At 51.1% G+C, this 25,347-nt stretch carries 23 protein-coding genes; 18 read left to right on the top strand and 5 right to left on the bottom strand.

Annotated features, from left to right (window positions below; all coding sequences use genetic code 11):
- Nucleotides 1–41: 41 nt before the first annotated feature.
- The 11 genes from ACH0VJ_RS10725 to ACH0VJ_RS10675 all read left to right on the top strand — a co-directional run bounded on the left by ACH0VJ_RS10725 (nt 42) and on the right by ACH0VJ_RS10675 (nt 8,917).
- Entirely contained in the window at nt 42–329 is a 288-nt protein-coding gene (locus ACH0VJ_RS10725; RefSeq protein ID WP_001059119.1) for a DUF2623 family protein, read from the top strand.
- A 189-nt stretch (nt 330–518) separates the two neighbouring features.
- Nucleotides 519–1,637, top strand: coding sequence for a hydrogenase 2 small subunit (hybO, locus tag ACH0VJ_RS10720; protein WP_000145429.1), 1,119 nt, complete (start codon nt 519–521; stop codon nt 1,635–1,637).
- Nucleotides 1,638–1,639: 2 nt separating this feature from the next.
- Nucleotides 1,640–2,626, top strand: coding sequence for a hydrogenase 2 operon protein HybA (gene hybA, locus ACH0VJ_RS10715; RefSeq protein ID WP_001081721.1), 987 nt, complete (start codon nt 1,640–1,642; stop codon nt 2,624–2,626).
- On the top strand, nt 2,616–3,794 hold the full coding sequence (gene hybB, locus ACH0VJ_RS10710) for a Ni/Fe-hydrogenase cytochrome b subunit (RefSeq protein WP_000017678.1): 1,179 nt from the start codon (nt 2,616–2,618) through the stop codon (nt 3,792–3,794). The genes hybA and hybB overlap by 11 nt, the downstream gene beginning before the upstream one ends.
- On the top strand, nt 3,791–5,494 hold the full coding sequence (hybC, locus tag ACH0VJ_RS10705; RefSeq protein WP_000083044.1) for a hydrogenase 2 large subunit: 1,704 nt from the start codon (nt 3,791–3,793) through the stop codon (nt 5,492–5,494). The genes hybB and hybC overlap by 4 nt, the downstream gene beginning before the upstream one ends.
- Entirely contained in the window at nt 5,494–5,988 is a 495-nt protein-coding gene (locus ACH0VJ_RS10700) for a HyaD/HybD family hydrogenase maturation endopeptidase (RefSeq protein WP_001221960.1), read from the top strand. Before hybC ends, ACH0VJ_RS10700 begins: the two co-directional genes overlap by 1 nt.
- On the top strand, nt 5,981–6,469 hold the full coding sequence (gene hybE / locus ACH0VJ_RS10695) for a hydrogenase-2 assembly chaperone (RefSeq protein ID WP_000004953.1): 489 nt from the start codon (nt 5,981–5,983) through the stop codon (nt 6,467–6,469). Before ACH0VJ_RS10700 ends, hybE begins: the two co-directional genes overlap by 8 nt.
- Nucleotides 6,462–6,803 (top strand): hydrogenase maturation nickel metallochaperone HypA, encoded by a 342-nt coding sequence (gene hypA, locus ACH0VJ_RS10690; RefSeq protein WP_000544946.1) that lies wholly within the window; start codon nt 6,462–6,464, stop codon nt 6,801–6,803. Before hybE ends, hypA begins: the two co-directional genes overlap by 8 nt.
- A 27-nt stretch (nt 6,804–6,830) precedes the next feature.
- Nucleotides 6,831–7,079, top strand: a complete 249-nt coding sequence (gene hybG / locus ACH0VJ_RS10685) for a hydrogenase maturation factor HybG (RefSeq protein WP_000334889.1) — start codon at nt 6,831–6,833, stop codon at nt 7,077–7,079.
- A gap of 75 nt (nt 7,080–7,154) precedes the next feature.
- Entirely contained in the window at nt 7,155–8,207 is a 1,053-nt protein-coding gene (locus ACH0VJ_RS10680) for an ABC transporter substrate-binding protein (RefSeq protein WP_001032005.1), read from the top strand.
- Nucleotides 8,207–8,917, top strand: coding sequence for a molybdate ABC transporter substrate-binding protein (locus ACH0VJ_RS10675; RefSeq protein WP_001626693.1), 711 nt, complete (start codon nt 8,207–8,209; stop codon nt 8,915–8,917). Before ACH0VJ_RS10680 ends, ACH0VJ_RS10675 begins: the two co-directional genes overlap by 1 nt.
- A gap of 67 nt (nt 8,918–8,984) precedes the next feature.
- Here ACH0VJ_RS10675 and yghU read toward each other — a convergent pair whose 3' ends face one another.
- A complete protein-coding gene (gene yghU / locus ACH0VJ_RS10670; protein ID WP_000774862.1) occupies nt 8,985–9,851 on the bottom strand; it encodes a glutathione-dependent disulfide-bond oxidoreductase in 867 nt (288 codons plus the stop codon).
- 226 nt (nt 9,852–10,077) lie between these two features.
- Between yghU and gss the strand changes: the two genes are divergently transcribed.
- Complete coding sequence (gene gss, locus ACH0VJ_RS10665; protein WP_000033685.1) at nt 10,078–11,934, top strand: bifunctional glutathionylspermidine amidase/synthase; 1,857 nt, start codon at nt 10,078–10,080, stop codon at nt 11,932–11,934.
- A 669-nt stretch (nt 11,935–12,603) separates the two neighbouring features.
- Nucleotides 12,604–13,662 carry a methyl-accepting chemotaxis protein gene (locus tag ACH0VJ_RS10660; RefSeq protein WP_000475246.1) on the top strand — a complete coding sequence of 353 codons (1,059 nt, stop codon included), beginning with the start codon at nt 12,604–12,606 and terminating at the stop codon, nt 13,660–13,662.
- A 299-nt stretch (nt 13,663–13,961) separates the two neighbouring features.
- Here ACH0VJ_RS10660 and uxaC read toward each other — a convergent pair whose 3' ends face one another.
- The 3 genes from uxaC to uxuA form a co-directional block, all read right to left on the bottom strand.
- Entirely contained in the window at nt 13,962–15,374 is a 1,413-nt protein-coding gene (gene uxaC, locus ACH0VJ_RS10655) for a glucuronate isomerase (protein ID WP_000190180.1), read from the bottom strand.
- An 11-nt stretch (nt 15,375–15,385) separates the two neighbouring features.
- Complete coding sequence (locus ACH0VJ_RS10650) at nt 15,386–16,858, bottom strand: fructuronate reductase (RefSeq protein WP_000437132.1); 1,473 nt, start codon at nt 16,856–16,858, stop codon at nt 15,386–15,388.
- A gap of 110 nt (nt 16,859–16,968) precedes the next feature.
- Nucleotides 16,969–18,153 (bottom strand): mannonate dehydratase, encoded by a 1,185-nt coding sequence (uxuA, locus tag ACH0VJ_RS10645; RefSeq protein ID WP_000815479.1) that lies wholly within the window; start codon nt 18,151–18,153, stop codon nt 16,969–16,971.
- A 404-nt stretch (nt 18,154–18,557) separates the two neighbouring features.
- Between uxuA and ACH0VJ_RS10640 the strand changes: the two genes are divergently transcribed.
- The 5 genes from ACH0VJ_RS10640 to iraD all read left to right on the top strand — a co-directional run bounded on the left by ACH0VJ_RS10640 (nt 18,558) and on the right by iraD (nt 23,690).
- A complete protein-coding gene (locus ACH0VJ_RS10640) occupies nt 18,558–19,862 on the top strand; it encodes an MFS transporter (RefSeq protein ID WP_000784371.1) in 1,305 nt (434 codons plus the stop codon).
- A 395-nt stretch (nt 19,863–20,257) separates the two neighbouring features.
- Nucleotides 20,258–21,136: a carbon-nitrogen hydrolase family protein gene (locus ACH0VJ_RS10635; protein ID WP_000089254.1), complete on the top strand. Its 879-nt coding sequence runs from the start codon at nt 20,258–20,260 to the stop codon at nt 21,134–21,136.
- Nucleotides 21,137–21,174: 38 nt separating this feature from the next.
- Nucleotides 21,175–22,098: a polysaccharide deacetylase gene (locus ACH0VJ_RS10630; protein WP_000540892.1), complete on the top strand. Its 924-nt coding sequence runs from the start codon at nt 21,175–21,177 to the stop codon at nt 22,096–22,098.
- A 726-nt stretch (nt 22,099–22,824) separates the two neighbouring features.
- Nucleotides 22,825–23,310 (top strand): Hcp family type VI secretion system effector, encoded by a 486-nt coding sequence (locus ACH0VJ_RS10625; protein ID WP_000338749.1) that lies wholly within the window; start codon nt 22,825–22,827, stop codon nt 23,308–23,310.
- Nucleotides 23,310–23,690, top strand: coding sequence for an anti-adapter protein IraD (iraD, locus tag ACH0VJ_RS10620; protein ID WP_001805643.1), 381 nt, complete (start codon nt 23,310–23,312; stop codon nt 23,688–23,690). Before ACH0VJ_RS10625 ends, iraD begins: the two co-directional genes overlap by 1 nt.
- 135 nt (nt 23,691–23,825) lie before the next feature.
- Here iraD and ACH0VJ_RS10615 read toward each other — a convergent pair whose 3' ends face one another.
- Complete coding sequence (locus ACH0VJ_RS10615) at nt 23,826–25,310, bottom strand: NAD-dependent phenylacetaldehyde dehydrogenase (RefSeq protein ID WP_001286391.1); 1,485 nt, start codon at nt 25,308–25,310, stop codon at nt 23,826–23,828.
- Nucleotides 25,311–25,347: the final 37 nt, after the last annotated feature.

Here is a 25,347-nt window from a genome sequence, read left to right as displayed (position 1 = left end):
AGTCGCTATATAATTTATTATATAGCGACTAAGGAGGTCAGATGAATAATCATTTTGGGAAAGGGTTAATGGCCGGGTTGCACGCGCCATATGCATATAGCGCGCATCATGCGGTGAATTTCTGTTCTGAGTATAAACGTGGCTTTGTATTGGGTTTTACACACCGTATGTTCGAAAAGACCGGCGATCGTCAACTTAGCGCGTGGGAGGCTGGAATTCTGACGCGTCGCTATGGTCTGGATAAAGAAATGGTGATGGATTTCTTTAAAGAGAATCATTCCGGGATGGCGGTTCGCTTCTTTATGGCCGGTTATCGACTCGAAGGTTGATCCAACAGGGGTATTATCTTGCTTTAATTAATTACACTATCGCCTCTTCCCTTCGTTTTACTGTTCCGTCGAAGTATTATGGCGCACATAACCATAAAAAAAGTGTGGTAAATGGCGTACCGATCGCAATAACTTCTTCGCGAACAGTGCAAAATAAAAGCCAGGTCTTCGTAACGGAATAACTATAAAATGACTGGAGATAATACTCTCATCACTTCTCACGGCATTAACCGTCGTGATTTCATGAAGCTTTGTGCAGCACTGGCCGCTACTATGGGGCTCAGTAGCAAAGCCGCCGCAGAAATGGCAGAATCGGTATCCAATCCACAGCGTCCGCCCGTTATCTGGATTGGCGCTCAGGAGTGTACCGGTTGTACCGAATCACTGCTTCGTGCTACACACCCAACCGTTGAAAACCTCGTTCTGGAGACCATCTCTCTGGAATACCACGAGGTGCTTTCCGCCGCATTCGGTCACCAGGTCGAAGAAAACAAACATAACGCTCTGGAGAAGTATAAAGGGCAATATGTTCTGGTGGTGGATGGTTCTATCCCACTAAAAGATAACGGTATCTACTGCATGGTTGCCGGCGAGCCGATCGTGGATCACATCCGCAAAGCCGCTGATGGCGCAGCCGCGATTATCGCTATCGGTTCCTGCTCGGCATGGGGCGGCGTTGCTGCGGCTGGCGTAAACCCAACCGGCGCTGTCAGTCTGCAGGAAGTCTTACCGGGCAAAACGGTTATCAATATTCCAGGTTGTCCGCCAAACCCGCATAACTTCCTGGCGACCGTCGCGCATATCATCACTTACGGCACGCCGCCGAAGCTGGATGCGAAAAATCGTCCAACCTTTGCCTATGGCCGTCTGATTCATGAGCATTGCGAACGTCGTCCACACTTCGACGCAGGCCGTTTTGCCAAAGAATTTGGCGACGAAGGCCACCGTCAGGGCTGGTGTCTCTACCATCTTGGCTGTAAAGGGCCGGAAACCTGGGGCAACTGTTCTACGTTACAGTTCTGTGACGTTGGCGGCGTCTGGCCAGTGGCGATCGGTCATCCTTGCTATGGCTGTAACGAAGAAGGTATCGGCTTCCATAAGGGCATTCACCAGCTTGCTCATGTCGAAAACCAAACTCCGCGTTCAGAGAAACCTGACGTCAATATGAAAGAAGGCGGCAATATCTCTGCGGGCGCTGTCGGTCTGCTTGGCGGCGTAGTCGGTCTGGTTGCCGGCGTCAGCGTGATGGCGGTACGTGAACTGGGGCGTCAGCAAAAGAAAGATAACGCTGACTCACGGGGAGAATAACCGTGAACAGACGTGACTTTATTAAAGCAGCCTCCGGTGGAGCATTGCTGTTGGGCGCCGCGCCGTCTGTCAGCCATGCGGCTGCAGAAAACCGTCCGCCGATTCCAGGTTCGCTGGGTATGCTGTATGACTCCACTCTGTGCGTGGGCTGTCAGGCCTGCGTCACAAAGTGTCAGGATATCAACTTCCCGGCGCGTAACCCGGAAGGGGAGCAGACCTGGTCGAACAACGACAAGCTGTCGCCGTATACCAATAACATTATTCAGGTATGGCGTAGCGGTACGGGCGTGAACAAAGATCAGGAAGAGAACGGCTATGCCTACATCAAGAAACAGTGTATGCACTGCGTCGATCCTAACTGCGTTTCCGTTTGCCCGGTGTCGGCGCTGAAAAAAGATCCGAAAACCGGCATCGTCCACTATGACAAAGATGTCTGCACCGGCTGCCGTTACTGTATGGTTGCCTGCCCGTACAACGTACCTAAGTACGACTACAACAACCCGTTTGGCGCGCTTCACAAGTGTGAGTTGTGTAACCAGAAAGGCGTTGAGCGTCTGGATAAAGGCGGTTTGCCTGGGTGTGTGGAAGTTTGTCCGGCAGGGGCCGTCATTTTCGGTACTCGTGAAGAGCTGATGGCGGAAGCGAAAAAACGTCTGGCCCTCAAACCAGGCAGTGAATATCACTATCCGCGCCAGACGTTGAAAACGGACGACACCTATCTGCATACGGTGCCTAAATACTACCCACACCTCTACGGTGAAAAAGAGGGCGGTGGTACTCAGGTGCTGGTGCTGACAGGCGTTCCTTATGAAGATCTGGATCTGCCGAAGCTGGATGACCTTTCAACCGGAGCGCGCTCCGAGCATGTTCAACACACGCTTTATAAAGGCATGATACTACCCCTGGCTGCGCTGGCGGGCTTAACCGTGCTGGTTCGTCGTAATAGCAAAAACGACCATCACGATGGAGGAGACGATCATGAGTCATGATCCAAAACCGCTGGGCGGAAAAATCATCAGTAAACCGGTCATTATTTTTGGACCGTTAATCGTCCTGTGTATGCTCCTTATCGTGAAGCGTCTGGTCTTCGGGTTGGGCTCCGTTTCCGACCTGAACGGCGGTTTCCCGTGGGGCGTCTGGATTGCCTTTGACCTGTTGATCGGCACCGGCTTTGCCTGCGGCGGTTGGGCGTTGGCATGGGCGGTGTATGTCTTTAACCGTGGGCAATACCATCCGTTGGTGCGCCCGGCGTTGCTGGCAAGCTTGTTTGGTTACTCGCTGGGCGGCCTGTCGATCACTATCGACGTCGGTCGTTACTGGAACCTGCCGTACTTCTACATTCCAGGTCACTTCAACGTGAACTCGGTACTGTTTGAGACGGCGGTCTGTATGACCATCTACATCGGCGTGATGGCGCTGGAGTTTGCGCCTGCCCTGTTTGAACGTCTGGGCTGGAAAGTGTCGCTCAAGCGTCTGAATAAGGTGATGTTCTTTATTATCGCGCTGGGCGCGCTGCTGCCGACGATGCACCAGTCCTCAATGGGGTCATTGATGATCTCGGCGGGCTATAAAGTGCATCCGCTATGGCAAAGCTATGAAATGCTGCCGCTGTTCTCGGTTCTGACCGCGTTTATCATGGGCTTCTCCATTGTCATATTTGAGGGTTCGCTGGTTCAGGCAGGCCTGAAAGGAAACGGTCCGGATGAGAAAAATTTGTTTGTTAAGCTGACGAATACCATCAGCGTGCTGCTGGCGATTTTCGTCGTCCTGCGCTTTGGCGAACTGATTTATCGCGACAAGCTGTCCTATGCGTTTGCCGGCGATTTTTACTCCGCTATGTTCTGGATTGAAGTCGTCCTGATGGTCTTCCCGTTAGTGGTGCTGCGTGTGGCGAAACTGCGTAATGACTCTCGTATGCTGTACCTGTCGGCGCTGAGCGCGCTGTTGGGCTGCGCGACGTGGCGTCTGACCTATTCGCTGGTGGCATTCAACCCGGGTGGCGGCTACCACTACTTCCCAACCTGGGAAGAATTGTTGATTTCTATTGGTTTTGTGGCCATTGAGATTTGTGCATACATCGTACTCATTCGTCTACTGCCGATACTTCCTCCTTTAAAACAAAACGATCATAATCGTCATGAGGCGAGCAAAGCATGAGCCAGAGAATTACTATTGATCCGGTAACCCGTATTGAGGGTCATTTACGCATTGACTGCGAAATTGAGAACGGCGTCGTATCCAAAGCATGGGCGTCCGGCACCATGTGGCGCGGTATGGAAGAGATCGTGAAGAACCGCGATCCGCGCGATGCGTGGATGATTGTGCAGCGTATTTGCGGCGTTTGTACGACAACTCACGCGATCTCCTCCGTTCGTGCGGCGGAAAGCGCGCTGAATATTGATGTTCCCGTCAACGCGCAGTATATCCGTAATATTATTCTGGCGGCGCATACCACCCATGACCACATTGTCCATTTCTACCAGCTCTCTGCGCTGGACTGGGTGGACATTACCTCTGCGCTGAAAGCCGATCCGGAAAAAGCCTCCGCGATGCTGGATGGTGTGTCGAGCTGGCACCTGAACAGCGCGCAAGAGTTCACGAAAGTTCAGAACAAGATCAAGGATCTTGTCGCCAGCGGTCAGTTAGGTATTTTCGCCAACGGCTACTGGGGGCACCCGGCAATGCAGTTACCGCCGGAGGTCAACCTGATTGCGGTCGCTCACTATCTGCAGGCGCTGGAATGTCAGCGTGACGCTAACCGCGTGGTGGCGTTGCTGGGCGGTAAATCGCCGCATATCCAGAACCTGGCGGTCGGTGGGGTGGCGAACCCGATCAATCTCGACAGCATCGGTACGTTGAACCTTGAACGCCTGATGTACATCAAATCGTTTATTGATAAGCTGAGCGATTTTGTCGAGCAGGTGTATAAAGTGGATACCGCAGTCATCGCGGCCTACTATCCGGAATGGCTGGAGCGTGGCAAAGGCGCGGTGAACTACCTGAGCGCGCCGGAATTCCCGACCGACGGTAAAAACGGCAGTTTCCTGTTCCCGGGCGGTTACATTACCAATGCCGATCTGTCGACATACCGTCCGATCACCTCTCACTCCGACGAGTTCCTGATTAAAGGTATTCAGGAGAGCGCGAAGCACGCCTGGTACAAAGATGAAGCGCCGCAGGCGCCGTGGGAAGGCACTACGATCCCGGCTTACGACGGTTGGTCGGATGACGGTAAATACTCATGGGTCAAGTCGCCGACATTCTACGGCAAAACCGTCGAAGTCGGGCCGCTGGCGAACATGCTGTGTAAACTGGCTGCAGGTCGTGAATCCACGCAGACCAAGCTCAATGAAATCATTGCGCTTTATCAGAAGCTGACCGGCAAAACGCTGGAAATGGCGCAACTTCACTCTACGCTGGGTCGTATCATCGGGCGTACCGTTCACTGTTGTGAACTGCAAAACATATTGCAGGATCAATACAACGCGCTGATTGTAAATATCGGCAAAGGCGATTACACCACGTTTGTGAAGCCGAACATTCCGGCGACGGGCGAGTTCAAAGGCGTGGGCTTCCTGGAGGCGCCGCGCGGTATGCTGTCTCACTGGATGGTGATTAAAGACGGTATTATCAGTAACTATCAGGCAGTGGTGCCATCGACCTGGAACTCAGGTCCGCGTAACTTCAACGATGACGTGGGGCCGTACGAACAGTCGCTGGTCGGTACGCCGATCGCCGATCCGGCGAAGCCGCTGGAAGTGGTACGTACCATCCACTCCTTCGACCCTTGCATGGCGTGCGCGGTACACGTGGTGGACGCCGATGGCAATGAAGTGGTCTCGGTGAAGGTTTTGTAATGCGGATATTAGTCTTAGGGGTCGGCAATATTTTGCTGACCGATGAAGCCATCGGGGTGCGTATTGTTGAAGCGTTAGAGCAACGATACACCCTGCCGGATTTCGTTGAGATTCTGGATGGCGGTACGGCGGGAATGGAACTTCTTGGCGATATGGCGAATCGTGATCATTTGATCATTGCCGACGCCATCGTGTCGAAAAAGAACGCGCCGGGAACCATTATGGTACTGCGCGACGATGAAGTTCCGGCGCTGTTCACCAACAAAATCTCCCCCCATCAGCTTGGACTGGCCGACGTATTGTCGGCCCTCCGCTTTACCGGCGAGTTTCCGAAGAAACTGACCCTGGTTGGCGTTATTCCACAGTCGCTGGAACCGCACATCGGCTTAACGCCAACCGTCGAGGCGATGATTGAGCCTGCGCTTGAGCAGGTTCTTGCTGCGCTGCGTGAATCCGGCGTCGAAGCAATTCCTAAGGAGACGGCGCATGTCTGAAACGTTTTCCGGATTCGACACGGCGCCCGTCGCCCGGGTTCAGGCGGCGTTTGAAGAGATAGCCCATCGTTCGATGCACGATCTTTCGTTTCTGCATCCGACTATGCCAGTGCATGTCTCTGATTTTACGTTATTTGAAGGACAATGGACGGGCACGGTAATTACGCCGTGGATGTTAAGCGCATTAATCTTCCCTGGCCCGGACCAGATCTGGCCCAGGCGTACCGTCGGTGAAAAACTCGGTCTGCAACTGCCTTATGGCACGATGACCTTTACCGTTGGCGAACTGGAAGGCGTTTCGCAATATCTTGCCTGCTCGTTGATGTCGCCGCTTTCCCGTAGCCTGTCGCCGGAAGAGGGCGTCCGGCTGGCGGATGACTGCGCGCGGATGCTGTTATCTCTGCCGGTAAGCAATCCTGATGCGCCGCAGACAAGCCGGCGTGCGTTGCTGTTTGGCCGTCGGAGCTGTGAGAATGCATGAGCTGTCTCTTTGCCAAAGCGCCGTTGAAATTATTCAGCAGCAGGCAGAACAGCACGGCGTGGCGCGCGTCACCGGCGTATGGCTGGAGATAGGCGCGCTTTCGTGCGTTGAAGAGCGCGCGGTTCGTTTCAGTTTTGATATCGCCTGCCAGGGGACTTTAGCGCAAGGGTGCGAATTGCACATCGACTACAGACCGGCCCAGGCCTGGTGCTGGGATTGCAGTCAGGTGGTGGAAATTCTCAGGCATGACGCGCAATGTCCGCGTTGTCATGGCGATCGCCTGCGGGTGGATACCGGCGATTCGTTGAAAGTAAAGAGTATTGAGGTCGAATAACCCGCATTTTATTTCAGGTGGTTAATTATGTGTATTGGCGTCCCCGGTCAGGTGCTGGCCGTCGGAGATGATATTCACCAGCTTGCGCAGGTGGAAGTGTGTGGCATCAAACGTGATGTCAATATTGCTCTGATTTGTGAAGGTAAGCCAGCCGATCTGGTAGGGCAATGGGTATTGGTACACGTTGGTTTTGCGATGAGCATCATTGACGAAGACGAAGCGAAAGCCACGTTAGATGCGCTGCGCCGCATGGAGTACGACATCACCAGCGCGTGATCCCTTAATCACCTCTATTATATCGCTCTATAATCGCTGTATAATTATTTATATATCGATTGTGGGGCGAAACCTATGAATAAATTTTTGCGCCAGCTCTCTCTGCTGGCGTTGCTTTTTTGCTGGCCGTTAATGTCACAGGCGGCGCGTACTTTTACCGATCAAATTGGCCGCCAGGTCACGGTTCCGGACACCGTCGACAGAGTGGTGGTGCTCCAGCATCAAACGCTCAATCTCCTTGTACAGATGAATGCCACTGACAAAATCGTTGGGGTCATGGCGAACTGGAAACAGCAATTAGGCGACGGCTATGCGCGTCTGGCGCCGGAACTGGCGCAAAAAGCCTCGCTGGGCGATCTAACGCACGTTGATCTTGAAAAACTGGTGGCGCTGCACCCGCAGGTGGTGTTTGTCACGAATTACGCTCCGCAGGAGATGATCGACAAGATCAGCCGTCTTGGCATTCCGGTGGTGGCGATTTCGCTGCGCCATGATATTGCTGGCGAGCAGGCTAAAATGAACCCGACCCTGGCCGATGAAGAGCAGGCTTATAATCGCGGGCTGCGTGAAGGAATAACGCTGATTGGCGATATCGTCAATAAACCGCAGGAGGCGAAAGCGCTGATTGAGGCGATGGATAAAGGTCGCAAGATGGTCAGCGACCGTTTGCAGTCGGTTCCTGAAAATGAGCGAGTTCGCGCCTATATGGCGAATCCGGAGTTGACCACCTACGGTTCCGGTAAATATACCGGTCTGATGATGGCCCATGCGGGGGCGCTGAATGTAGCGGCATCCTCGGTGAAAGGCTTTAAGCAGGTGACAATGGAGCAGGTGATCGCCTGGGATCCGCAGGTGATCTTTGTCCAGAATCGCTATCCAAAGGTCGTCAATGAGATCCTGCACAATCCCCAGTGGCAGGTCATTGACGCGGTGAAGCATCATCGGGTTTACCTGATGCCGGATTATGCCAAAGCCTGGGGATATCCGATGCCGGAGGCGGTGGGAATCGGCGAACTGTGGATGGCGAAAAAACTCTATCCGCAAAAATTCCACGATATTGACATGCAAAAGGCCGCTAACGACTGGTATCAACGTTTTTACCGTACTGACTATCAGGGCGTACAGTGATGCGAATACTGGCAGCGGGGAGCTTGCGCGTCGTCTGGCCGCAGCTAATGACGGCGTTTCAGGCGGATGCGGTATGTGATTTCGGTCCGGCGGGGCTGTTACGTGAACGCATCGAAGCGGGCGAAGCGTGCGACTTTTTTGCTTCGGCGAACCTGGCGCATCCGCAGGCGCTGCTGGAAAGCGGGCGGGCGCTGCGGGTCGCGCCTTTTACGACGAACCGTTTGTGTCTGAGCGTGCGGGCACAGGCGATGCGTGAAGGCGAGGACTGGCTGTCGCTATTAACCCGGCGGGATCTGCGGATCGGCACCTCAACAGCAGGTTGCGATCCTTCCGGCGATTATACGCAGCAGCTTTTTTCGCGGATGGGCAAGGAGGGCGAAGCGGTCCGAAAACGCGCGGTAGCGCTGGTTGGCGGCAGGCAGACTTTGCCGTTACCGGCGGGCCGGCTGGCTGCGGAATGGCTCATCAATCATGATTACACCGATATCTTTATCGGCTATGCCAGCTATGCTCCCAGGCTACGGCAGGTTAATTCGCTGCGAGTGGTTGATATCCCGGAACCTTATAATCCCGTGGCTGAATATGGCTTTGCCTGCCTGAGCGAGCAGGGAAAAACGCTTGCCGACTTTTTACTGTCAGCACGGGCGAGGTTGATTCTCATGCAACATGGGTTTAGTGAAGCGCCGAATATGACACACTCGCAGAACTGATAAGCGAAGCGTCAGCAGGGAATACCATGCCGGATGACGACATTACTACCTCATCCGGCATCATGGTTTAACTTTGACGTTTATCTTCGGTATTGTTTTCGAAGTCGCTGGCGTCATGGCGTTCGTGAAGCTGTTCGTTCAATGGGCCGTTGGTCCGGTTGACAATGCGCCCCCGCTTTACCGCCGGACGTTCGGCTACCTGCTTCGCCCAGCGTTGTACGTTTTGATAACTTCCGGCATCCAGAAACTCCGCTGCATCATAGACATTCCCCAGCACCACGTTGCCGAACCACGGCCAGATGGCCATATCGGCAATAGTGTACTCTTCTCCCGCGACATACGGGTGGTGAGCTAACTGCTTATCCAGCACGTCCAGCAGACGCTTGGCTTCCATGGTGAAGCGATTAATGGCGTACTCAATTTTTACCGGCGCATAATGATAGAAGTGACCGAAACCGCCGCCGAGGAACGGCGCCGCGCCCTGTAGCCAGAACAACCAGTTAAGGGTTTCTGTGCGCTTAGCCAGATCCTGCGGCAGGAAATGGCCAAACTTATCCGCCAGATAAACAAGAATTGCGCCCGACTCAAAAACCCGAATCGGCGGGTTGTGTGAGTTATCGCGCAGCGCCGGAATTTTTGAGTTCGGATTGATGTCAACAAAGCCGCTGGAGAACTGATCGCCCTCGCCGATGCGAATCAACCAGGCGTCATATTCGGCGCCGGTCACGCCCAGCGCCAGGAGTTCTTCCAGCATAATGGTCACTTTCTGGCCGTTAGGCGTCCCCAGCGAATAAAGCTGTAACGGATGTTTGCCGACGGGCAGCGTTTTGTCGTGCGTCGGGCCGGAAACCGGGCGATTAATGTTAGCGAACGCGCCGCTGCCGGATTTATCCCACGTCCAGACTTTTGCGGGTTGATAAGTATTATCTGCCATATTGACCTGCCTTCACAGTGGTGGTGTTGAAGCAGTGTAGCAGCTTGCTAACCGGACATTTAACCGATTGGGACATTCCGACGAGTGAAATTTTAACCTTCTGGCCTCAGTGTGCCTTATTGAGGTGTATGATTATGTCGACCTCTGTCCGGTTAGTGTCACAGAGCAGACAATCAGAGCGAAATCACGCCAGGCTGCTCAGGCGGTCTTGTTTTGAGGTAAGTGCATGAGCAAAGGAACCACCAGTCAGGATGCCCCCTTCGGGACATTATTGGGTTACGCCCCCGGCGGCGTAGCGATCTACTCTTCAGATTACAATTCCCTCGATCCGTGGGACGACGACGACGCAGCTTTTCGTAGCTACATCGACGATGAATACATGGGGCATAAATGGCAGTGCGTGGAATTTGCCCGCCGTTTTCTCTTTCTGAATTATGGCGTTGTTTTTACTGACGTCGGCATGGCCTGGGAAATCTTCTCGCTGCGTTTTCTGCGCGAGGTCGTGAATGACAATATTTTGCCTTTGCAGGCCTTCCCGAACGGTTCGCCGCGCGCGCCGGAGGCCGGGGCGCTGCTCATCTGGCAAAAGGGCGGCGAGTTTAACGAAACCGGGCACGTTGCGATTATCACCCAGCTCCTGGATAACAAAATTCGTATTGCTGAGCAAAACGTTATCCACACGCCATTGCCGCCAGGGCAGCAGTGGACTCGCGAACTGGAAATGGTTGTAGAAAACGGGTGTTACACCCTGCGCGACACCTTTGATGACACGACGATTTTAGGCTGGATGATCCAGACCGACGACACGCAATACAGTTTGTCACAGCCTGACATCGCGAATCAGTCGCTGGCGATTCGCGGCGCAAGACTGCCAGAGAAAGGTCAGTTTGACGGTCCGTGGCTGGATGAGCGCGATCCGTTACAAAAAGCCTATGTGCAGGCGAACGGACACGTTATCAATCAGGACCCGTACCAGTATTTTACCATCACCGAGAGCGCTGAACAGGAGCTTATCAAAGCGACCAATGAGTTGCATTTGATGTACCTGCACGCCACGGACAAAGTTTTAAAAGACGATAATCTGCTGGCGCTATTCGATATCCCCAAAATTCTTTGGCCGCGTCTGCGCCTCTCCTGGCAGCGCCGTCGTCACCATATGATCACCGGTCGTATGGATTTCTGCATGGATGAACGCGGGCTGAAAGTCTATGAATACAATGCCGATTCCGCATCATGCCATACCGAAGCGGGATTAATTCTCGAAAAATGGGCTGAGCAGGGCTATACCGGTAAAGGGCATAACCCGGCGGAGGGCTTAATTAACGAGCTGGCAGGCGCCTGGAAACACAGTAAAGCGCGTCCTTTCGTCCATATCATGCAGGATGATGATATCGAGGAGGACTATCACGCGCAGTTTATGCAGCAGGCGCTGCATCAGGCCGGTTTCGCGAGCAAAATTCTCCGCGGGCTGGGCGAGTTGCGCTGGGATGACGCCGGGCAGTTGATCGATGGCGACGGACGGCTGGTGAATTGTGTCTGGAAAACCTGGGCGTGGGAAACGGCGATGGAGCAGATACGCGAAGTCAGCGAGACGGAGTATGCCGCAGTGCCTATTCGTACCGGGCACCCGGAAAATGAAGTCCGGCTGATTGATGTATTACTGCGCCCGGAAGTGTTGGTGTTTGAACCGCTGTGGACGGTGATCCCGGGTAACAAAGCGATCCTGCCCATCCTGTGGTCGCTCTTCCCGCATCATCGCTATTTGCTCGACACGGATTTTACCGTTAACGATGAGCTGGTGCAGACCGGCTATGCGGTAAAACCGATTGCCGGACGTTGCGGTAGTAATATTGATTTGGTGAGCCATCAGGAAGAGCTCCTGGATAAAACCAGCGGCAAGTTCGCCACGCAGAAAAATATCTATCAGCAGTTGTGGTGCCTGCCGAAGGTCGCCGGGAAGTATATTCAGGTCTGTACGTTTACCGTGGGCGGTAACTACGGCGGTACGTGCCTGCGCGGCGATGATTCATTAGTCATTAAAAAAGAGAGCGATATTGAACCGTTAATCGTCATCAAAGCGTAACGGGGTCATTCTCGTCGGGATATCGGCGTGGGTGCCGATATCCCGCCTGTTGTGTTTACCAGCGAACGGCTGTCAGCCTGCCATTTACTGGTAACATATGAGAAATAATATCACAAATTATTCTTAACTTTTCTGACGCAGGCGGTGACGCTCGCCGTGTTGGCGCACTCGTTTCCTGATTTTCGTCTAATTGGTACTTTTTGCGGCTGGTTACGCCGCCCCCCTCCCTTTGGATTTAGGTCATGCCTGTTTGGTTGGTAAACGGACAGCATAATATATTGACGAGTTCAAATGACATTATTAGTCATATAAAAAGTTTACGTTAGGTTATTTTTCTATTGCAAAAGTTTGCGTTTAAACCCTGTCTGCAATCTTCGGGCTGAGATATAGATACACCTAAGTAAATGCAGTTAATTATTATTCAACTATTATTGTCAGCCTTGTAAATAATATTTCCGTATAAAGTGAAGCGACTTCCATTATGACTATTAATAGTATTGTTGAATAGTTTACTCTGTAATTATTTAAGTTTAGTGGACGTTTTGTCTTATTCTGGTGAACGTATGGTTATGGCAGATGACAGCCGATTTTTCATTATGTTAGCATGAGTTGATAATACTTTATCCAGGCATAGATCAGGATGTCCACATATAATAAGGAGAATGGTATATGTTTAAAAAAGTATTAGGCTTGCGCCACTGGAATAATAATGTTGTAAAAATACCGCCGCCAGCAGCAGAATCTGGCGCTAATGCATCTGACGTGGTGGTGGATACTCCTGAGCCTTATGAGCGGATACTGTGTCAAAAAATTCTGATGGGGATCTCGACGATCGATATCATTCGTAATGCCATCATTAAGTCCTGTGAGCAGCTCAACATTGAAAAAGAACGCATTAATGAACTTAACGAACAGAATGATAAAGCCAGAAGTTCATTAAAATCGCTCGTGGAATTTATCACCGAAATTGGCACGACTTCATCGGATATTGGCTGTCGTATGGGCGACTTAAATACCTCCTTAACGCAAATTAATGCGTGTATTAAAGAGATACAGAAGATCGCTAACCAGACCAATTTGATAGCGATTAACTCCGCGATCGAGGCCGCGCGCGTAGGGGATGCCGGGCGTGGCTTTAGCGTTATTTCGAAAGAAGTGAAAAACCTGTCCGAAGATGTTAAACACAGTTCGAAAAGCGTCAGTACGTTAACCTCTGTAATCAAAGATAATACGGCCAGAGTGAGTGAGGTGCTGGATAACCAACAGCCGGTTATTGATAATATTACGACTAACATAAATCAAATTGTGGAGTCTATTGGCATCGTCATCGATAAATCGCTGAGCATGAAATCGGTCATGCAGTACATCTCTACGGTGCAGTTTTTGAATATTGTCAAAGTTGACCATGTTATCTGGAAAATGGAAGTCTACAAATTACTCTTAAATAAAGACATAAACAGTAAAATAACGATGCACGATCAGTGTCGGCTGGGGAAATGGTACTACGGTTTTGAAGGGCAGCAGTTTAGCAATTACTACAGTTTCCGTAGTCTGGAAGCGCCGCATAAAGAGGTGCATACCGCTGGTCACTCTGCGCTGAACTATTTTGCCGCAGGCGATATGAATGCGATGTCGCAAGAACTCGACAGAATGGAGCGCTCCAGTAATGAGGTGGTTAACCAGCTGGAAATGCTGGCTGTCGATTTATTAAAAGAAACCACACTGTGAGGTCATGAGTTATTACCGTATAACCAACAGGAGCCATCATCAACAGGACTGATGTATCACACTTTCTGCACTGGAGTTATTCCGGACAGAGAAAAAAAGCATGACGCAGAAGATGGCTGTGTTTGTTTACCCGAATCACTTACCTTAGTAAGTGATTCGGGATTAATCAGCAACCTCTTTGCTTTTTATCGGCGGCCAGACTTTGGCTGGAAAAGTGCGTTACTGCTAAATTTCTCACTCTCTTACCGCCTTCCTGCCCCTCGAAATACCTGAAACCTGTGCTCACAGATTAATAGCGATTATTTAATCGTGAAATAACGCTGGGCATTATTGAAGCAGATATCCTGAACCATACGGCTTAGCATCGCTTCATCATCAGGAATCTCTCCGTCCTGCGCCCACTGTCCCAGCAGGTTACAGAGAATACGCCGGAAATATTCATGTCGCGTATAAGAAAGGAAACTGCGGGAGTCGGTCAGCATCCCGACAAACTGACTTAACAGTCCCATTTGCGACAGTTGCTCCAGTTGGCGCAGCATCCCGTCTTTCTGATCGTTAAACCACCAGCCGGAACCGAACTGCACTTTTCCGGCAATTCCCGGCCCCTGGAAGTTACCGATCATGGTCGCCAGGACTTCGTTATCACGTGGGTTCAGGCAATAGAGGATAGTCTTGGGCAGTTCATTGGTCACATCCATACTGTCGAGCAAACGGGAGAGCGCCCAGCTAATGTTATTATCGCCAATAGAGTCAAAGCCGGTATCCGGCCCGAGCAGGCGGAACATACGGGTATTATTGTTACGGATCGCGCCAATATGTAGCTGCATCACCCAGCCGCGCGCGGCGTACTGACGGCCCAGCCAGACCAGCACCGCCGTGGTAAACTGGGCGATCTCAAGTTCGCTCAACGTTTCGCCTGCCAGACGTTTGCCCAGAATGGCGTCAAGCTGCGCGTCGTCGGGCACCGGCGCAAATCGCAGCGTTTCAATGCCATGATCGGACGCGCGGCAGCCGCAGGCGGCGAAATGGTCGAGGCGGCGAGTGAGCGCCTGACGTAAATCGTCGAAACGGGTAATGCTGACATCTGCCGCCGCTTCCAGTTTCCCCAGGTAATCGACAAAGCCGTCCAGTTCGATTTTGAAAACTTTGTCGGGGCGCCAGCTTGGCGCGACTTCAATATCAATGCTGTCGTCGGCGGCTATCTGGCGGTGATATTCCAGAGAATCTATAGGGTCGTCGGTGGTTCCGACCATCCGCACATTCATCTGCTGCATAATACCGCGCGCGGAAAAGGCCGGCGTCGCCAGTTTCTCATTACACTGCGTCCAGATACTTTCCGCGGTATCCGGTCCGAACAGCGTACCTGTAATGCCAAATGGACGGCGTAGTTCAAGGTGCGTCCAGTGATACAGCGGATTGCCCAGCGTTTTTGGAACGGTATTGGCCCAGGCCATATATTTTTCATAATCGCTGGTCTCTTTGCCGGTGATCAGCGACTCATCCACGCCTGCGCTTCGTAGCGCTCGCCATTTATAGTGGTCGCCTTCCAGCCAGATCTGACCGAGGTTATCGAAACGGCGATCGTCGGCGATTTCCTGCGGACTTAAATGGCAGTGGAAGTCATAAATCGGCATGGGCGCGGCGTATTTATGGTACAGCGTGCGGGCAATGTCGTTTTTAAGTAGAAAATCTTCAGTCATAAACGTAGCCATGATTTATCTCCTTACTTAGCCAGCGCTTCTACCGTGGCTTTCGCGCCATTCTGCAATAGCTGTTGGTAAGCGTCGGTAACGGCTTGCACAAATTCGTGGTTCTTCGGCAGGTCGTTGCCAAAGATAGACTCGATGGCCAGTAGCCCGCGAACGCGTTCTTCCGGCGTCTGATATTGCTGATGAATCGCCTGATACTGCGCGAGCAGCGGATCGACGACATCAATGGTTTTACCTTGCTCATCGACACCGCCGACGTAACGCATCCATCCGGCGACGCCCAGCGTCAGGCGGCGATAGTCATCGCCCTGTTGCAAGTGCAGGCGCACCGGGTCCAACAAACGCTGCGGCAGTTTCTGACTGCCATCCATCGCGATCTGCCAAGTGCGGTGTTTCAACGAGGGGTTAGTGAAACGCGCGATCAACAAATTCGCATACCCTTCCAGATCGGTGCCTTCCGGCATTGACAACGTCGGCGCTTGTTCATCAAGCATCAGCGCCAGCGCCGCGCGCCGGTAAGCCGGGTTGGTCATGGTATCGGCGATAGTGTCATACCCGCCGAGATAACCCAGATAGGCGAGGAAAGAGTGACTGCCGTTAAGCATACGCAGCTTCATCATTTCAAACGGTACGACGTCTGCAACGAATTGCGCGCCGACGGTGTCCCAGTCCGGGCGACCATTCACAAAGTTATCTTCGATGACCCACTGGCGGAAGGGTTCGCAGGCGATAGCGCAAGGATCATAAACCCCTAACTGGTCGGCAACCAGCTGTAGCGTCTCTTCGGTCGCCGCCGGAACAATGCGGTCAACCATGGTGCAGGGGAAGGTCACATTGTCGGCAATCCATGCGGCGAGGGCGGCATCGCGAGCTTTCGCCAGGCCGAGGACGGCAGCCTTCGCGACGTGACCATTCTCGCGCACGTTATCACACGACAGCACGGTAAAAGCTTTCAGTCCTTGCTCCCGGCGCATGTTTAGCGCTTCGACAATATAGCCAATGGCGGATTTAGGCTGCTGTGGATGGGCAAGATCGTTTTGGATCAGCGGGTTATTGACATCAAGCTCGCCGCTGGCGGGGTCGGTGCAGTAGCCTTTTTCGGTCACGGTTAAGGAGACGATGGCGGTTTCCGGGCGCGCCATTGCCGCCAGAATCCCTGCATGGCCGTCGAATTCAGGGTGCAGCGCTTCTTTCATTGAACCGATAATTTTCAGTTCGGTGCTTTCTGCGCCGCGTTCTGCAACGGTGTACAGCAGATTTTGCGCTTTCAGGTTCGCGATCAGCCGCGCGTCGTTACCCGGCATCAGGTTCACTTCACAAATGCCCCAGTCGCTGTCGCTCTTTTCCAGTAGATGATGGGTAAAGAGCGCCTGGTGCGCGCGGTGAAACGCCCCGCAGCCCAGATGCACAATACGGGATACCAGACGTGATTTGTCCCAGTTTGGGCGGGCGACGGAAACCTGGGCGGTGGCGATATTCTGTTCCATTGCAAACTCCTGTCATTCGACGTCTTCGCCCGCGATCTCCGGGGCGAGGCATGTTGCTATTGCATTGAGTAGGGGAAATCGCATGACGCGTCGCGCCATGCGAAAGAAGGTTATTTGCTAAAGAAAGCGCGCTGGATAGCCAGTTCGACGCCGCGGACTTCCGCAAGCCCTTTCAGACGGCCAATGGCGGAATAACCCGGATTCGTTTTCTTCTTCAGATCGTCCAGCATCTGATGACCGTGGTCCGGGCGCATTGGGATCAGATCGTCGCTACCTTCGGCTTTACGACGGTGCTCTTCTTCCACAATCGCTTTAACGACTTCATACATATCCACATCGCCGTGCAAATGGGCGGCCTCGTGGAAGGTCTTCGGATTCTCTTCGCGCAGCGTAGAACGCAGATGCGTAAAGTAGATGCGCGGACCAAATTGCTTGATCATATCAACCAGATCGTTGTCGGCGCGCACGCCGTAAGATCCGGTACACATGGTGAAGCCGTTCGCCATGCTATTAACGGTTTCCACCATCCATTGCATGTCTTCAATGGTAGAGACAATGCGCGGCAGGCCGAGAATAGGGCGCGGCGGATCGTCAGGGTGAACGGCCATACGCACGCCAACCTCGTCGGCAACCGGAATAATGGCTTTCAGGAAATAGGCAAAATGTTCACGCAGTTTTGCTTTATCGATATCTTTATACGTCGCCAGGTGTTGACGGAACTGATCCAGCGTATAGCCTTCTTCCGCGCCAGGTAAACCGGCAATAATGTTGCGGGTCAGACGTGCTTTGTCTTCCTCGCTCATGGTGGCGAAACGTCGCTCTGCCTGAGCAATTTCTTCTGCCGTATAGTCGGCTTCTGCTCCCGGACGCTTCAGGATATGCAGTTCGAACGCGGCGAATTCAATCTGGTCAAAACGCAACGCTTTTGAACCATCCGGCAATACGTATTCCAGATCCGTACGTGTCCAGTCCAGCACCGGCATAAAGTTATAGCAAACCGTATAGATACCGCATTGCGCCAGGTTACGCAGCGTTTGCTGGTAGTTTTTGATCCATAAATCGTACTGACCGGTGTGGGTTTTGATATCTTCGTGGATAGGTACGCTCTCTACCACAGACCACTCCAGACCCGCCTCTTCAACGATAGCTTTACGTTTCTGGATCTCGTCTATCGACCAAATTTCTCCATTCGGGATATGGTGTAACGCCGTTACCACGCCGGTTGCGCCAGCCTGGCGTACATCTGACAGCGTTACCGGGTCGTTAGGTCCGTACCAGCGCCAGGTTTGTTTCATATCTCGTTTCCTCTTCTTGCGATAACGTCTTCGTGGTTGACCCATTGCCAGCCAACATCGAAACGTGCTTTGTAAACCCGTTCTGACCCCTAAATTCAACCAAAATTTTTCTCATGTCAACCTTATTGTCTAAATTGGCTAACCAAATCACAAATATCATCATTCACGGTCTGCCAATTTTATTTATTTGATCTGTGTCAATTTTTGCTGGGTGAAAAGCATTCACCATTCAACTTGAAATGAGTTGATGTATTTATTTCAAGAATATTAAGGGCGGGAGTTGCCGCCAGATTTTGACCGGTCCGGATGAGAAAATATTGATTGGTCAACCAATTTTTGTGATTTCAGTTTTCCCGCTACAGGTCAGACGGCGCGGAGCTAATGTTTTTTAACGAGGCTTTATCATGAAGATGACAAAATTAAGATGGTGGATTATCGGCCTGGTCTGCGTAGGGACCATCGTAAACTACCTGTCCCGTAGCTCGCTTAGCGTTGCGGCGCCAGCGATGATGAAAGAACTCCATTTTGATGAGCAACAATATTCCTGGGTGGTGAGCGCCTTCCAGCTTTGTTACACCATTGCGCAGCCGATCACCGGCTATTTGATGGATGTCATCGGACTGAAAATCGGCTTCTTTATCTTTGCCTTGTTGTGGTCGCTGATCAACATGGCGCACGCGCTGGCCGGCGGCTGGATAAGTCTGGCATTTCTGCGTGGTCTGATGGGGCTGACCGAAGCGTCAGCGATTCCGGCCGGGATTAAAGCCAGCGCCGAATGGTTCCCGACGAAAGAACGCGGTATTGCGGGGGGCCTGTTTAATATCGGTACTTCGATTGGTGCGATGCTGGCGCCGCCGCTGGTGGTCTGGGCGATGCTGACCTTTGCTGATAGCGGCATCGGTACTGAAATGGCGTTTGTGATTACCGGTGGGATCGGCGTGCTGTTCGCCATCACCTGGTTCCTGATTTATAACTCGCCAAATAAACACCCGTGGATCACCCACAAAGAGCTGCGTTATATCGAAGACGGCCAGGAAAGCTATCTCCAGGACGATAATAAAAAACCGGCCGTTAAAGAGATCGTTAAAAAGCGTAACTTCTGGGCGTTGGCGATTACCCGTTTTCTGGCTGACCCGGCATGGGGAACGCTGAGTTTCTGGATGCCGCTGTATCTGATTAACGTGATGCATCTGCCGTTAAAAGAGATCGCCATGTTTGCCTGGCTGCCATTCCTGGCGGCGGACTTTGGCTGCGTTGCAGGCGGTTTCCTGGCGAAGTTCTTCATGGAAAAGATGCACATGACCACGATCAATGCGCGTCGTTGTAGTTTTACCATCGGCGCTGTTTTGATGATTTCGATCGGTTTTGTCAGCATTACGACTAACCCGTATGTCGCCATTGCATTGATGAGTATTGGCGGTTTTGCGCACCAGACGCTGTCTACCGTCGTGATTACCATGAGCGCTGACCTGTTCAAGAAAAATGAGGTCGCGACGGTTGCCGGTCTGGCAGGATCTGCGGCATGGATGGGACAGTTAAGCTTCAACCTGTTTATGGGGGCATTGGTCGCTATTATCGGTTACGGCCCGTTCTTCATTGCACTCAGTCTGTTCGATATTATCGGCGCCATCATCCTGTGGGTACTGATTAAAGATCCAGAAAAGCACCACCCGCCAATGACGGAACAGCCGCTGGCGTCTCACCGCTAAAGCTGTCTCGGTTTCACTGGCCTGATAAGCGAAGCGCTACCGGGTTCTAACGGCCACCTTCGGGTGGCCGTCTTCATTACCCTTATCGGTAAAAATACGCGTTGGTTTTATACCAGCGCGTTATCATTTAGTTTGCCTGATTATTTTCAGATGCTGAAAATAATATTGTGGTAAGGGTTATTGTTTTTCGCCTGGATTTTTATCGACTCTCTGTCTCGCTGCGATCATCGATAAAGTCCCCTTTATGTAAATAAAGGTTCAATGCTTCTACTCTTTTCTCCATATATTTTGCGCAGCTTCACAAAAAATAACCTGATGTCGTAATGTCCGCTCCCTAATATTCTCCATGCGCTATACGTTAATTTAAGTTTAAATTTCATGCCGGGGATATCACGATGTCACGTAATTTTACTGTTTCAGCCTGTCAGTATATTGTTACCGAAATAAACACTTTTGAAGATTTCATAACAAAGGTAAGGATACTTCTTAATAAAAGTCAGGGGGCTGATGTCGTTATCTTCCCGGAGCTATTTACCATTGAGTTATTTACATTATTGAAAAAATGGCAAGAAAGACCCATTTCACACCTTACTTTAATTGATCAGTTCACGGATGCCTATAAGCAGCTTTTTCAACAGGAAGCGAAAGAAAGAGGACAGTTCATTATTGCTGGCTCTCATCTGGAGCAGACTGGAGCAGATCGCTATGAGAATGTTGCGCATATATGGGGACCCGATGGCGAACATTATGCTCACAGTAAGACGCATATCTTCCCGGCTGAACGGGGTTGGTATACTCAGGAAGGCGATAAAATGGCTGTTTTTCAACTGCCATTTGCAAAGGTGGGTTTTAATATTTGTTATGAAGCAGAAATACCGGAGTGTGCCGCGACGCTGGCGGAACAGGGTGCGGAGTTAATTTTAACGCCTTCCGCTACGTTTACTGAACAGGGATTTTGGCGAGTCAGGCATTGTTGCCACGCACGTTGTATTGAAAATCAAATTTATCTTGTTCACTGTTGCCTGGGCGGAAACCCGGGCGGGCCACTGCCTGGCTGCTGGGCCCGAAGTTCAATTTTAAGCCCCTGTGATGTCGTGTGGAAAAATCCACAAGGTATTATCGCAGAGGCGCACGTCAATCAAGAGGATGTCATTTCAGGAGAAATTAACCTCGATGTTCTATATGAAAATAGACTTGGGGGGGCAGCAACAACGTTCAAGGACAGACGCAGAAAAGCAGGCATATATAATATCTGGCCATCACACATTAAATAACAGAATGTGTCCCTTCTATGTATTAGCTGGAGGTCGTTATGGGATATTTAAAATTACCTGAGGGTAAAAGGATTGCGGTCAATCTTGGTGTCGATGTAGATGCTCAGTCTTTATGGCTGGGCGGATTTAATCGACCGTCGCCATCCTTTATGTCACGAGGAGAGTTTGGTGCACAAGTTGGCGTACCAAGGCTTCTGAAATTGTTCAAAGAAAATAATATCAAAACCACCTTTTTTATTCCCGGACACACTGTAGACACCTTCCCGGAAATCAGTAAAGCGATTTTTGATGCCGGGCATGAAATCGCTCACCATGGCTACTATCATGAAAATCCGACGCTGGTGAATCGTGATACAGAACGCCGACTTATGGATCTGGCGTTCGCCTGTTATAAAAGACATTTCGGCATACGTCCTGTGGGATACCGTTCTCCCTATTGGGATTATAGCGAGAATACGCTGGATCTTCTGGAGGAAGCCGGTTTTCTCTATGACAGTAGCCTGATGGCGAGAGATCTTGTGCCTTACCATCCTCAACGTTGGCAGGTGAATTGGGAAACGGGAAATATCGCAGGCCCGGCCAGCGCGATTCTGGAAATTCCTGTTAGCTGGTATCTGGATGATTTTCCCGCACTGGCGTATACCGGCAACCAGGAGGGGATGAGCGATACTGACGGTGTTCTGCGACGCTGGAAGGATATTTTTACCTATGCTTATAACCATCAGGAAAACGGCTTATATGCGATGGCTCTTCATCCGCAGATAATCGGTCATGGGCATCATATGATGATGTTGTCACGTTTGATTGAACATATTAAAGGGCATGATGGCGTATGGTTTGCAACCTGTGAAGAGATAGCCAGTGTCTGGGTGGATGACGAAGAGGATCGACAAAAAATGCTCCGTCCTGATGTTCGTGGCGTAGCGCCGGTTCCGGATGATTATGGCTGGCCGGGCAAATGATATCACCTCATGACAATGTTAATATCAGTCGGGTAACGGATTACCCGGGCAGAAGTTACCTGTTTGCCCGCTTGTTAATGCATATTGTCCATCAGAAAGGGAGATTATCCCGGGACGTATAAAATCTTTTTTATTTCGGTCAAAACGTTAATCAACGAGAATAGTTTGTTTTTTTGATTTAAATCATTTTTTAGTGTTCACAGGAAAATAAGCAAATAACATTTATAATGTGAGTATTAAGAAAAATAAAATTTCCATAGTGATTAATTTTTATTTAACCATTTGATTTTTAATGTTTTTGTGTGTGTTAATTGATGTAAATCAATTTGGATTTTTTTATTAAATAAGTAAAAATTAAGTTGATATTTGCTTTTTGATGTGTTTTTTATATATAGCTGATTATTATTCTGAAATGTCAATTTTTGAATAACGACGCTGTGATACCGGCACCAGGGATACTTTGCGATAAAAGGGATTGAATATGGCAGAGAGCGTTCAGTATAACCTCAATTGTATTTGGCCACAGCGGGCCAAAACCTTCTATTGCATTGCAACCAGCGGAATAACGTTCATCAGACGTGGGTAAACGTTGGCAAAATCCCTGCAAACCTGGCGCTTTTCACGCTGTGTTTTTTGGTCGTTGCGCTTTTAATAAGAGTCACAAGCGTTGGCCGCCGATATTCGTCTGGCTGCTGAACTGCCACTTGATCAACAAGGAGATAAATCATGGATGCGATTTTTTTAAAGCTCGACAATATCAAAGGCGAAAGCCAGGTTGAAGGCTTTGAAGATCAGATAGAGATCATGTCTTATAGCCACAATGTGGCAATGCAGGTAAATAACGATGTTAGCCTCACGGAGCGGACCTCCGGGCGTGCACATGTTGGTGAAATGTCGCTCACCAAATTTGTCGACCTCGCCACGCCTGTGCTCAATGAGTACTGCTGTAGCGGGAGGCTAATTAGAACCGCGGTGCTGACGTTGTGCCACAATGACGGCGGCAAAATGCGGTCGCTTATCGTTTATACCCTGACAAACGTGCTGATATCACAACTCAGTGTTAGCGGCGGCGCCGGCGGTAAGCCGGTGGAAACGATGTCGCTGAACTTCACGAAAATCGAATGGCAAATCACTGCCGAGAAATCAGACGGCGCTCAACAGGAGTCCAGAGCGTCAGTATGGGATCTGGCGATGGACCAGATAGGGAAATGATGATGACGCCAACCATTCCGGTCGCGCTATTCGACAGGCTCTTGGTTGAGGGGATAAGCCCACATGAATTGGTACGCTGCAAGTTAATGTGTTTATTCAACTCTTGCGCCGTGCCAGGTGGCGAGACATTACCGCCGCTGCTCACTCGGGGTATGCCGGAATGGCACGAGGTGAATGTGGGTGACAAACGGGTTCTCAACTGGTTTTGCCGTGAGCTTCGCGCTGCTATTTTACGTTATGAACCGAGCATCAACATGTTGAAAGTCAGTGTAAAAGATGCCCATCATCAGACGCTGGCGTTGTCTTTGGAAGCGATGTTACAGGATGAGTCTGAACCGTTAAGGCTGGAGATAGCCTACTCTAACGGTAGATGGCGCTAGTAATGCAGGAAGGAACGCCGGGCCGGGCGTTTAACATTATCCCAAAAGCAAAAAAACGCAGCGAGCGAACCTGATAATCAGGCAGACAGTCCACCTTTCGGTATGGTTGATCTGCCTGCATCATTTTCAGGATGGTTAATAACGGACCATGACAGATTTAAGTTCGGTATAGTCATCAATAAACGCGCTGCCAAATTCACGACCACTACCCGATCCTTTCATCCCTCCAAAGGGTACCGCGGGATCGAGGAAGGTATGCATATTGACCCACACCATGCCAGCATCAATATCTTCAGCGTAGCGTAATGCCTTAGACATATTTTCCGACCACACACTTGCAGCAAGGCCGAATGGCGAAGCGTTGATATGCGAAAGCGCCTCTTTTTCATTCTGATAACCGATAAAGCTACAGACAGGGCCAAAGGTCTCCTCGTGCATCAGCGTACTGTTTTTACTACGCACTTTTACCGCTGTCGGCTGTAAAAAGTACCCTTCGCCGGGTAAAGTTTCACCGCCGTAAACAATGGTATCCCCTTCTTCCCGTGCACGTTGAATCAGACGCAGCACTTTTTCAAGCTGAACCTGATTCGCCAGCGGGCCCATCACCGTTTTTTCATCTAAAGGCGAGCCGGGCACGATCTCCGATAACCGTTGCCTGAGGAGCGTCATGACTGTATCCAGTTTTTCCTGGGGCAGATAAAAACGCTCTGCGGCAGCACAAATCTGTCCTTGATTCAGATAACCGGCTTCAAGAATACCGTTGACCATGGCTTGTGCCGAGAGATCATTGAGAAACAGCGCCGCATTTTTCCCTCCCAGTTCGAGGGTAACGCGTTTTCCTGACGATGTTGCCGAACGCCGGACTTTCTCACCTGTCGCGACTGACCCGGTGAAACTCACTTTGGCGCAATCTGGATGCGCGATCAGCTGTTGCGCTATCTCACCGCCAACACCGTTTACCACGTTAATTACGCCATCAGGGAAACCTGCCTCTTTAGCCAGTTCAGCGACTCGCAGCAGTGTCAGCGGGGTATATTCACTTGGTTTAATGACGATGGTGCAGCCACATACCAGCGCTGCGGCCAGCTTCCAGATAGCAATCATAATGGAGAAATTCCACGGCACAATACCGACGACCACTCCAATGGGTTGGCGTTGGGTAAACGCGGTGTATCTCTCTTCTCCCATTGATGGCAGGGAGACATTCAGCGTTTCACCGGTTATTTTTCCTGCCCAACCGGCAAAGTAACGCAGGAAGGCCACTGACTGATCGAGTTCAAGACCGCGCGACAGCATAATCGTTTTACCTGAACAGACGCTTTCCAGTTGAGCTAACTCTTCACGATGAGCGGCAAGAGTATCAGCCAGTTTCAGCAGTAATGCGCCGCGTTGTAACGTTGGCATTTTACGCCAGACATCAAACGCCCGTCTGGCGCTCTGCATGGCCTCTTCTGCCTGCGCAGGGGTTGCCGACACAACGTCGGCGATGATTTTGCCGGTGGCTGGGTTAGTGACCGAGAAGTTCGTGCCGTTTCCGGCCTGACGTTCACCTGCAATAAATTGTCCGTGTCGTTGGCGTAAAAAAGTCGTTACTTCGGCAAGTAATGTCACGTCGCTCATCAGAAGTGCCTGTAGGTCAGGAATGTACGTTTTTCCA

Source organism: Salmonella sp. 2020_1459 (assembly GCF_043847915.1).
GTDB lineage: Bacteria > Pseudomonadota > Gammaproteobacteria > Enterobacterales > Enterobacteriaceae > Salmonella > Salmonella enterica.
Note: the sequence above shows the minus strand (reverse complement) of the source record. Positions and strands in the feature narration are given on the sequence as shown.

Coding starts and splice junctions, on each gene's coding strand:
- yghU (WP_000774862.1), bottom strand. CDS start 9,851: ATGGCAGATAATACTTATCAACCCGCAAAAGTCTGGACGTGGGATAAA.
- ACH0VJ_RS10660 (WP_000475246.1), top strand. CDS start 12,604: ATGTTTAAAAAAGTATTAGGCTTGCGCCACTGGAATAATAATGTTGTA.
- ACH0VJ_RS10675 (WP_001626693.1), top strand. CDS start 8,207: ATGCGAATACTGGCAGCGGGGAGCTTGCGCGTCGTCTGGCCGCAGCTA.
- hybG (WP_000334889.1), top strand. CDS start 6,831: ATGTGTATTGGCGTCCCCGGTCAGGTGCTGGCCGTCGGAGATGATATT.
- gss (WP_000033685.1), top strand. CDS start 10,078: ATGAGCAAAGGAACCACCAGTCAGGATGCCCCCTTCGGGACATTATTG.
- hybO (WP_000145429.1), top strand. CDS start 519: ATGACTGGAGATAATACTCTCATCACTTCTCACGGCATTAACCGTCGT.
- ACH0VJ_RS10635 (WP_000089254.1), top strand. CDS start 20,258: ATGTCACGTAATTTTACTGTTTCAGCCTGTCAGTATATTGTTACCGAA.
- hybE (WP_000004953.1), top strand. CDS start 5,981: ATGTCTGAAACGTTTTCCGGATTCGACACGGCGCCCGTCGCCCGGGTT.
- ACH0VJ_RS10640 (WP_000784371.1), top strand. CDS start 18,558: ATGAAGATGACAAAATTAAGATGGTGGATTATCGGCCTGGTCTGCGTA.
- ACH0VJ_RS10625 (WP_000338749.1), top strand. CDS start 22,825: ATGGATGCGATTTTTTTAAAGCTCGACAATATCAAAGGCGAAAGCCAG.
- ACH0VJ_RS10615 (WP_001286391.1), bottom strand. CDS start 25,310: ATGAGCGACGTGACATTACTTGCCGAAGTAACGACTTTTTTACGCCAA.
- hybC (WP_000083044.1), top strand. CDS start 3,791: ATGAGCCAGAGAATTACTATTGATCCGGTAACCCGTATTGAGGGTCAT.
- iraD (WP_001805643.1), top strand. CDS start 23,310: ATGATGACGCCAACCATTCCGGTCGCGCTATTCGACAGGCTCTTGGTT.
- hypA (WP_000544946.1), top strand. CDS start 6,462: ATGCATGAGCTGTCTCTTTGCCAAAGCGCCGTTGAAATTATTCAGCAG.
- ACH0VJ_RS10630 (WP_000540892.1), top strand. CDS start 21,175: ATGGGATATTTAAAATTACCTGAGGGTAAAAGGATTGCGGTCAATCTT.
- ACH0VJ_RS10725 (WP_001059119.1), top strand. CDS start 42: ATGAATAATCATTTTGGGAAAGGGTTAATGGCCGGGTTGCACGCGCCA.
- uxaC (WP_000190180.1), bottom strand. CDS start 15,374: ATGGCTACGTTTATGACTGAAGATTTTCTACTTAAAAACGACATTGCC.
- ACH0VJ_RS10700 (WP_001221960.1), top strand. CDS start 5,494: ATGCGGATATTAGTCTTAGGGGTCGGCAATATTTTGCTGACCGATGAA.
- ACH0VJ_RS10680 (WP_001032005.1), top strand. CDS start 7,155: ATGAATAAATTTTTGCGCCAGCTCTCTCTGCTGGCGTTGCTTTTTTGC.
- uxuA (WP_000815479.1), bottom strand. CDS start 18,153: ATGAAACAAACCTGGCGCTGGTACGGACCTAACGACCCGGTAACGCTG.
- hybB (WP_000017678.1), top strand. CDS start 2,616: ATGAGTCATGATCCAAAACCGCTGGGCGGAAAAATCATCAGTAAACCG.
- ACH0VJ_RS10650 (WP_000437132.1), bottom strand. CDS start 16,858: ATGGAACAGAATATCGCCACCGCCCAGGTTTCCGTCGCCCGCCCAAAC.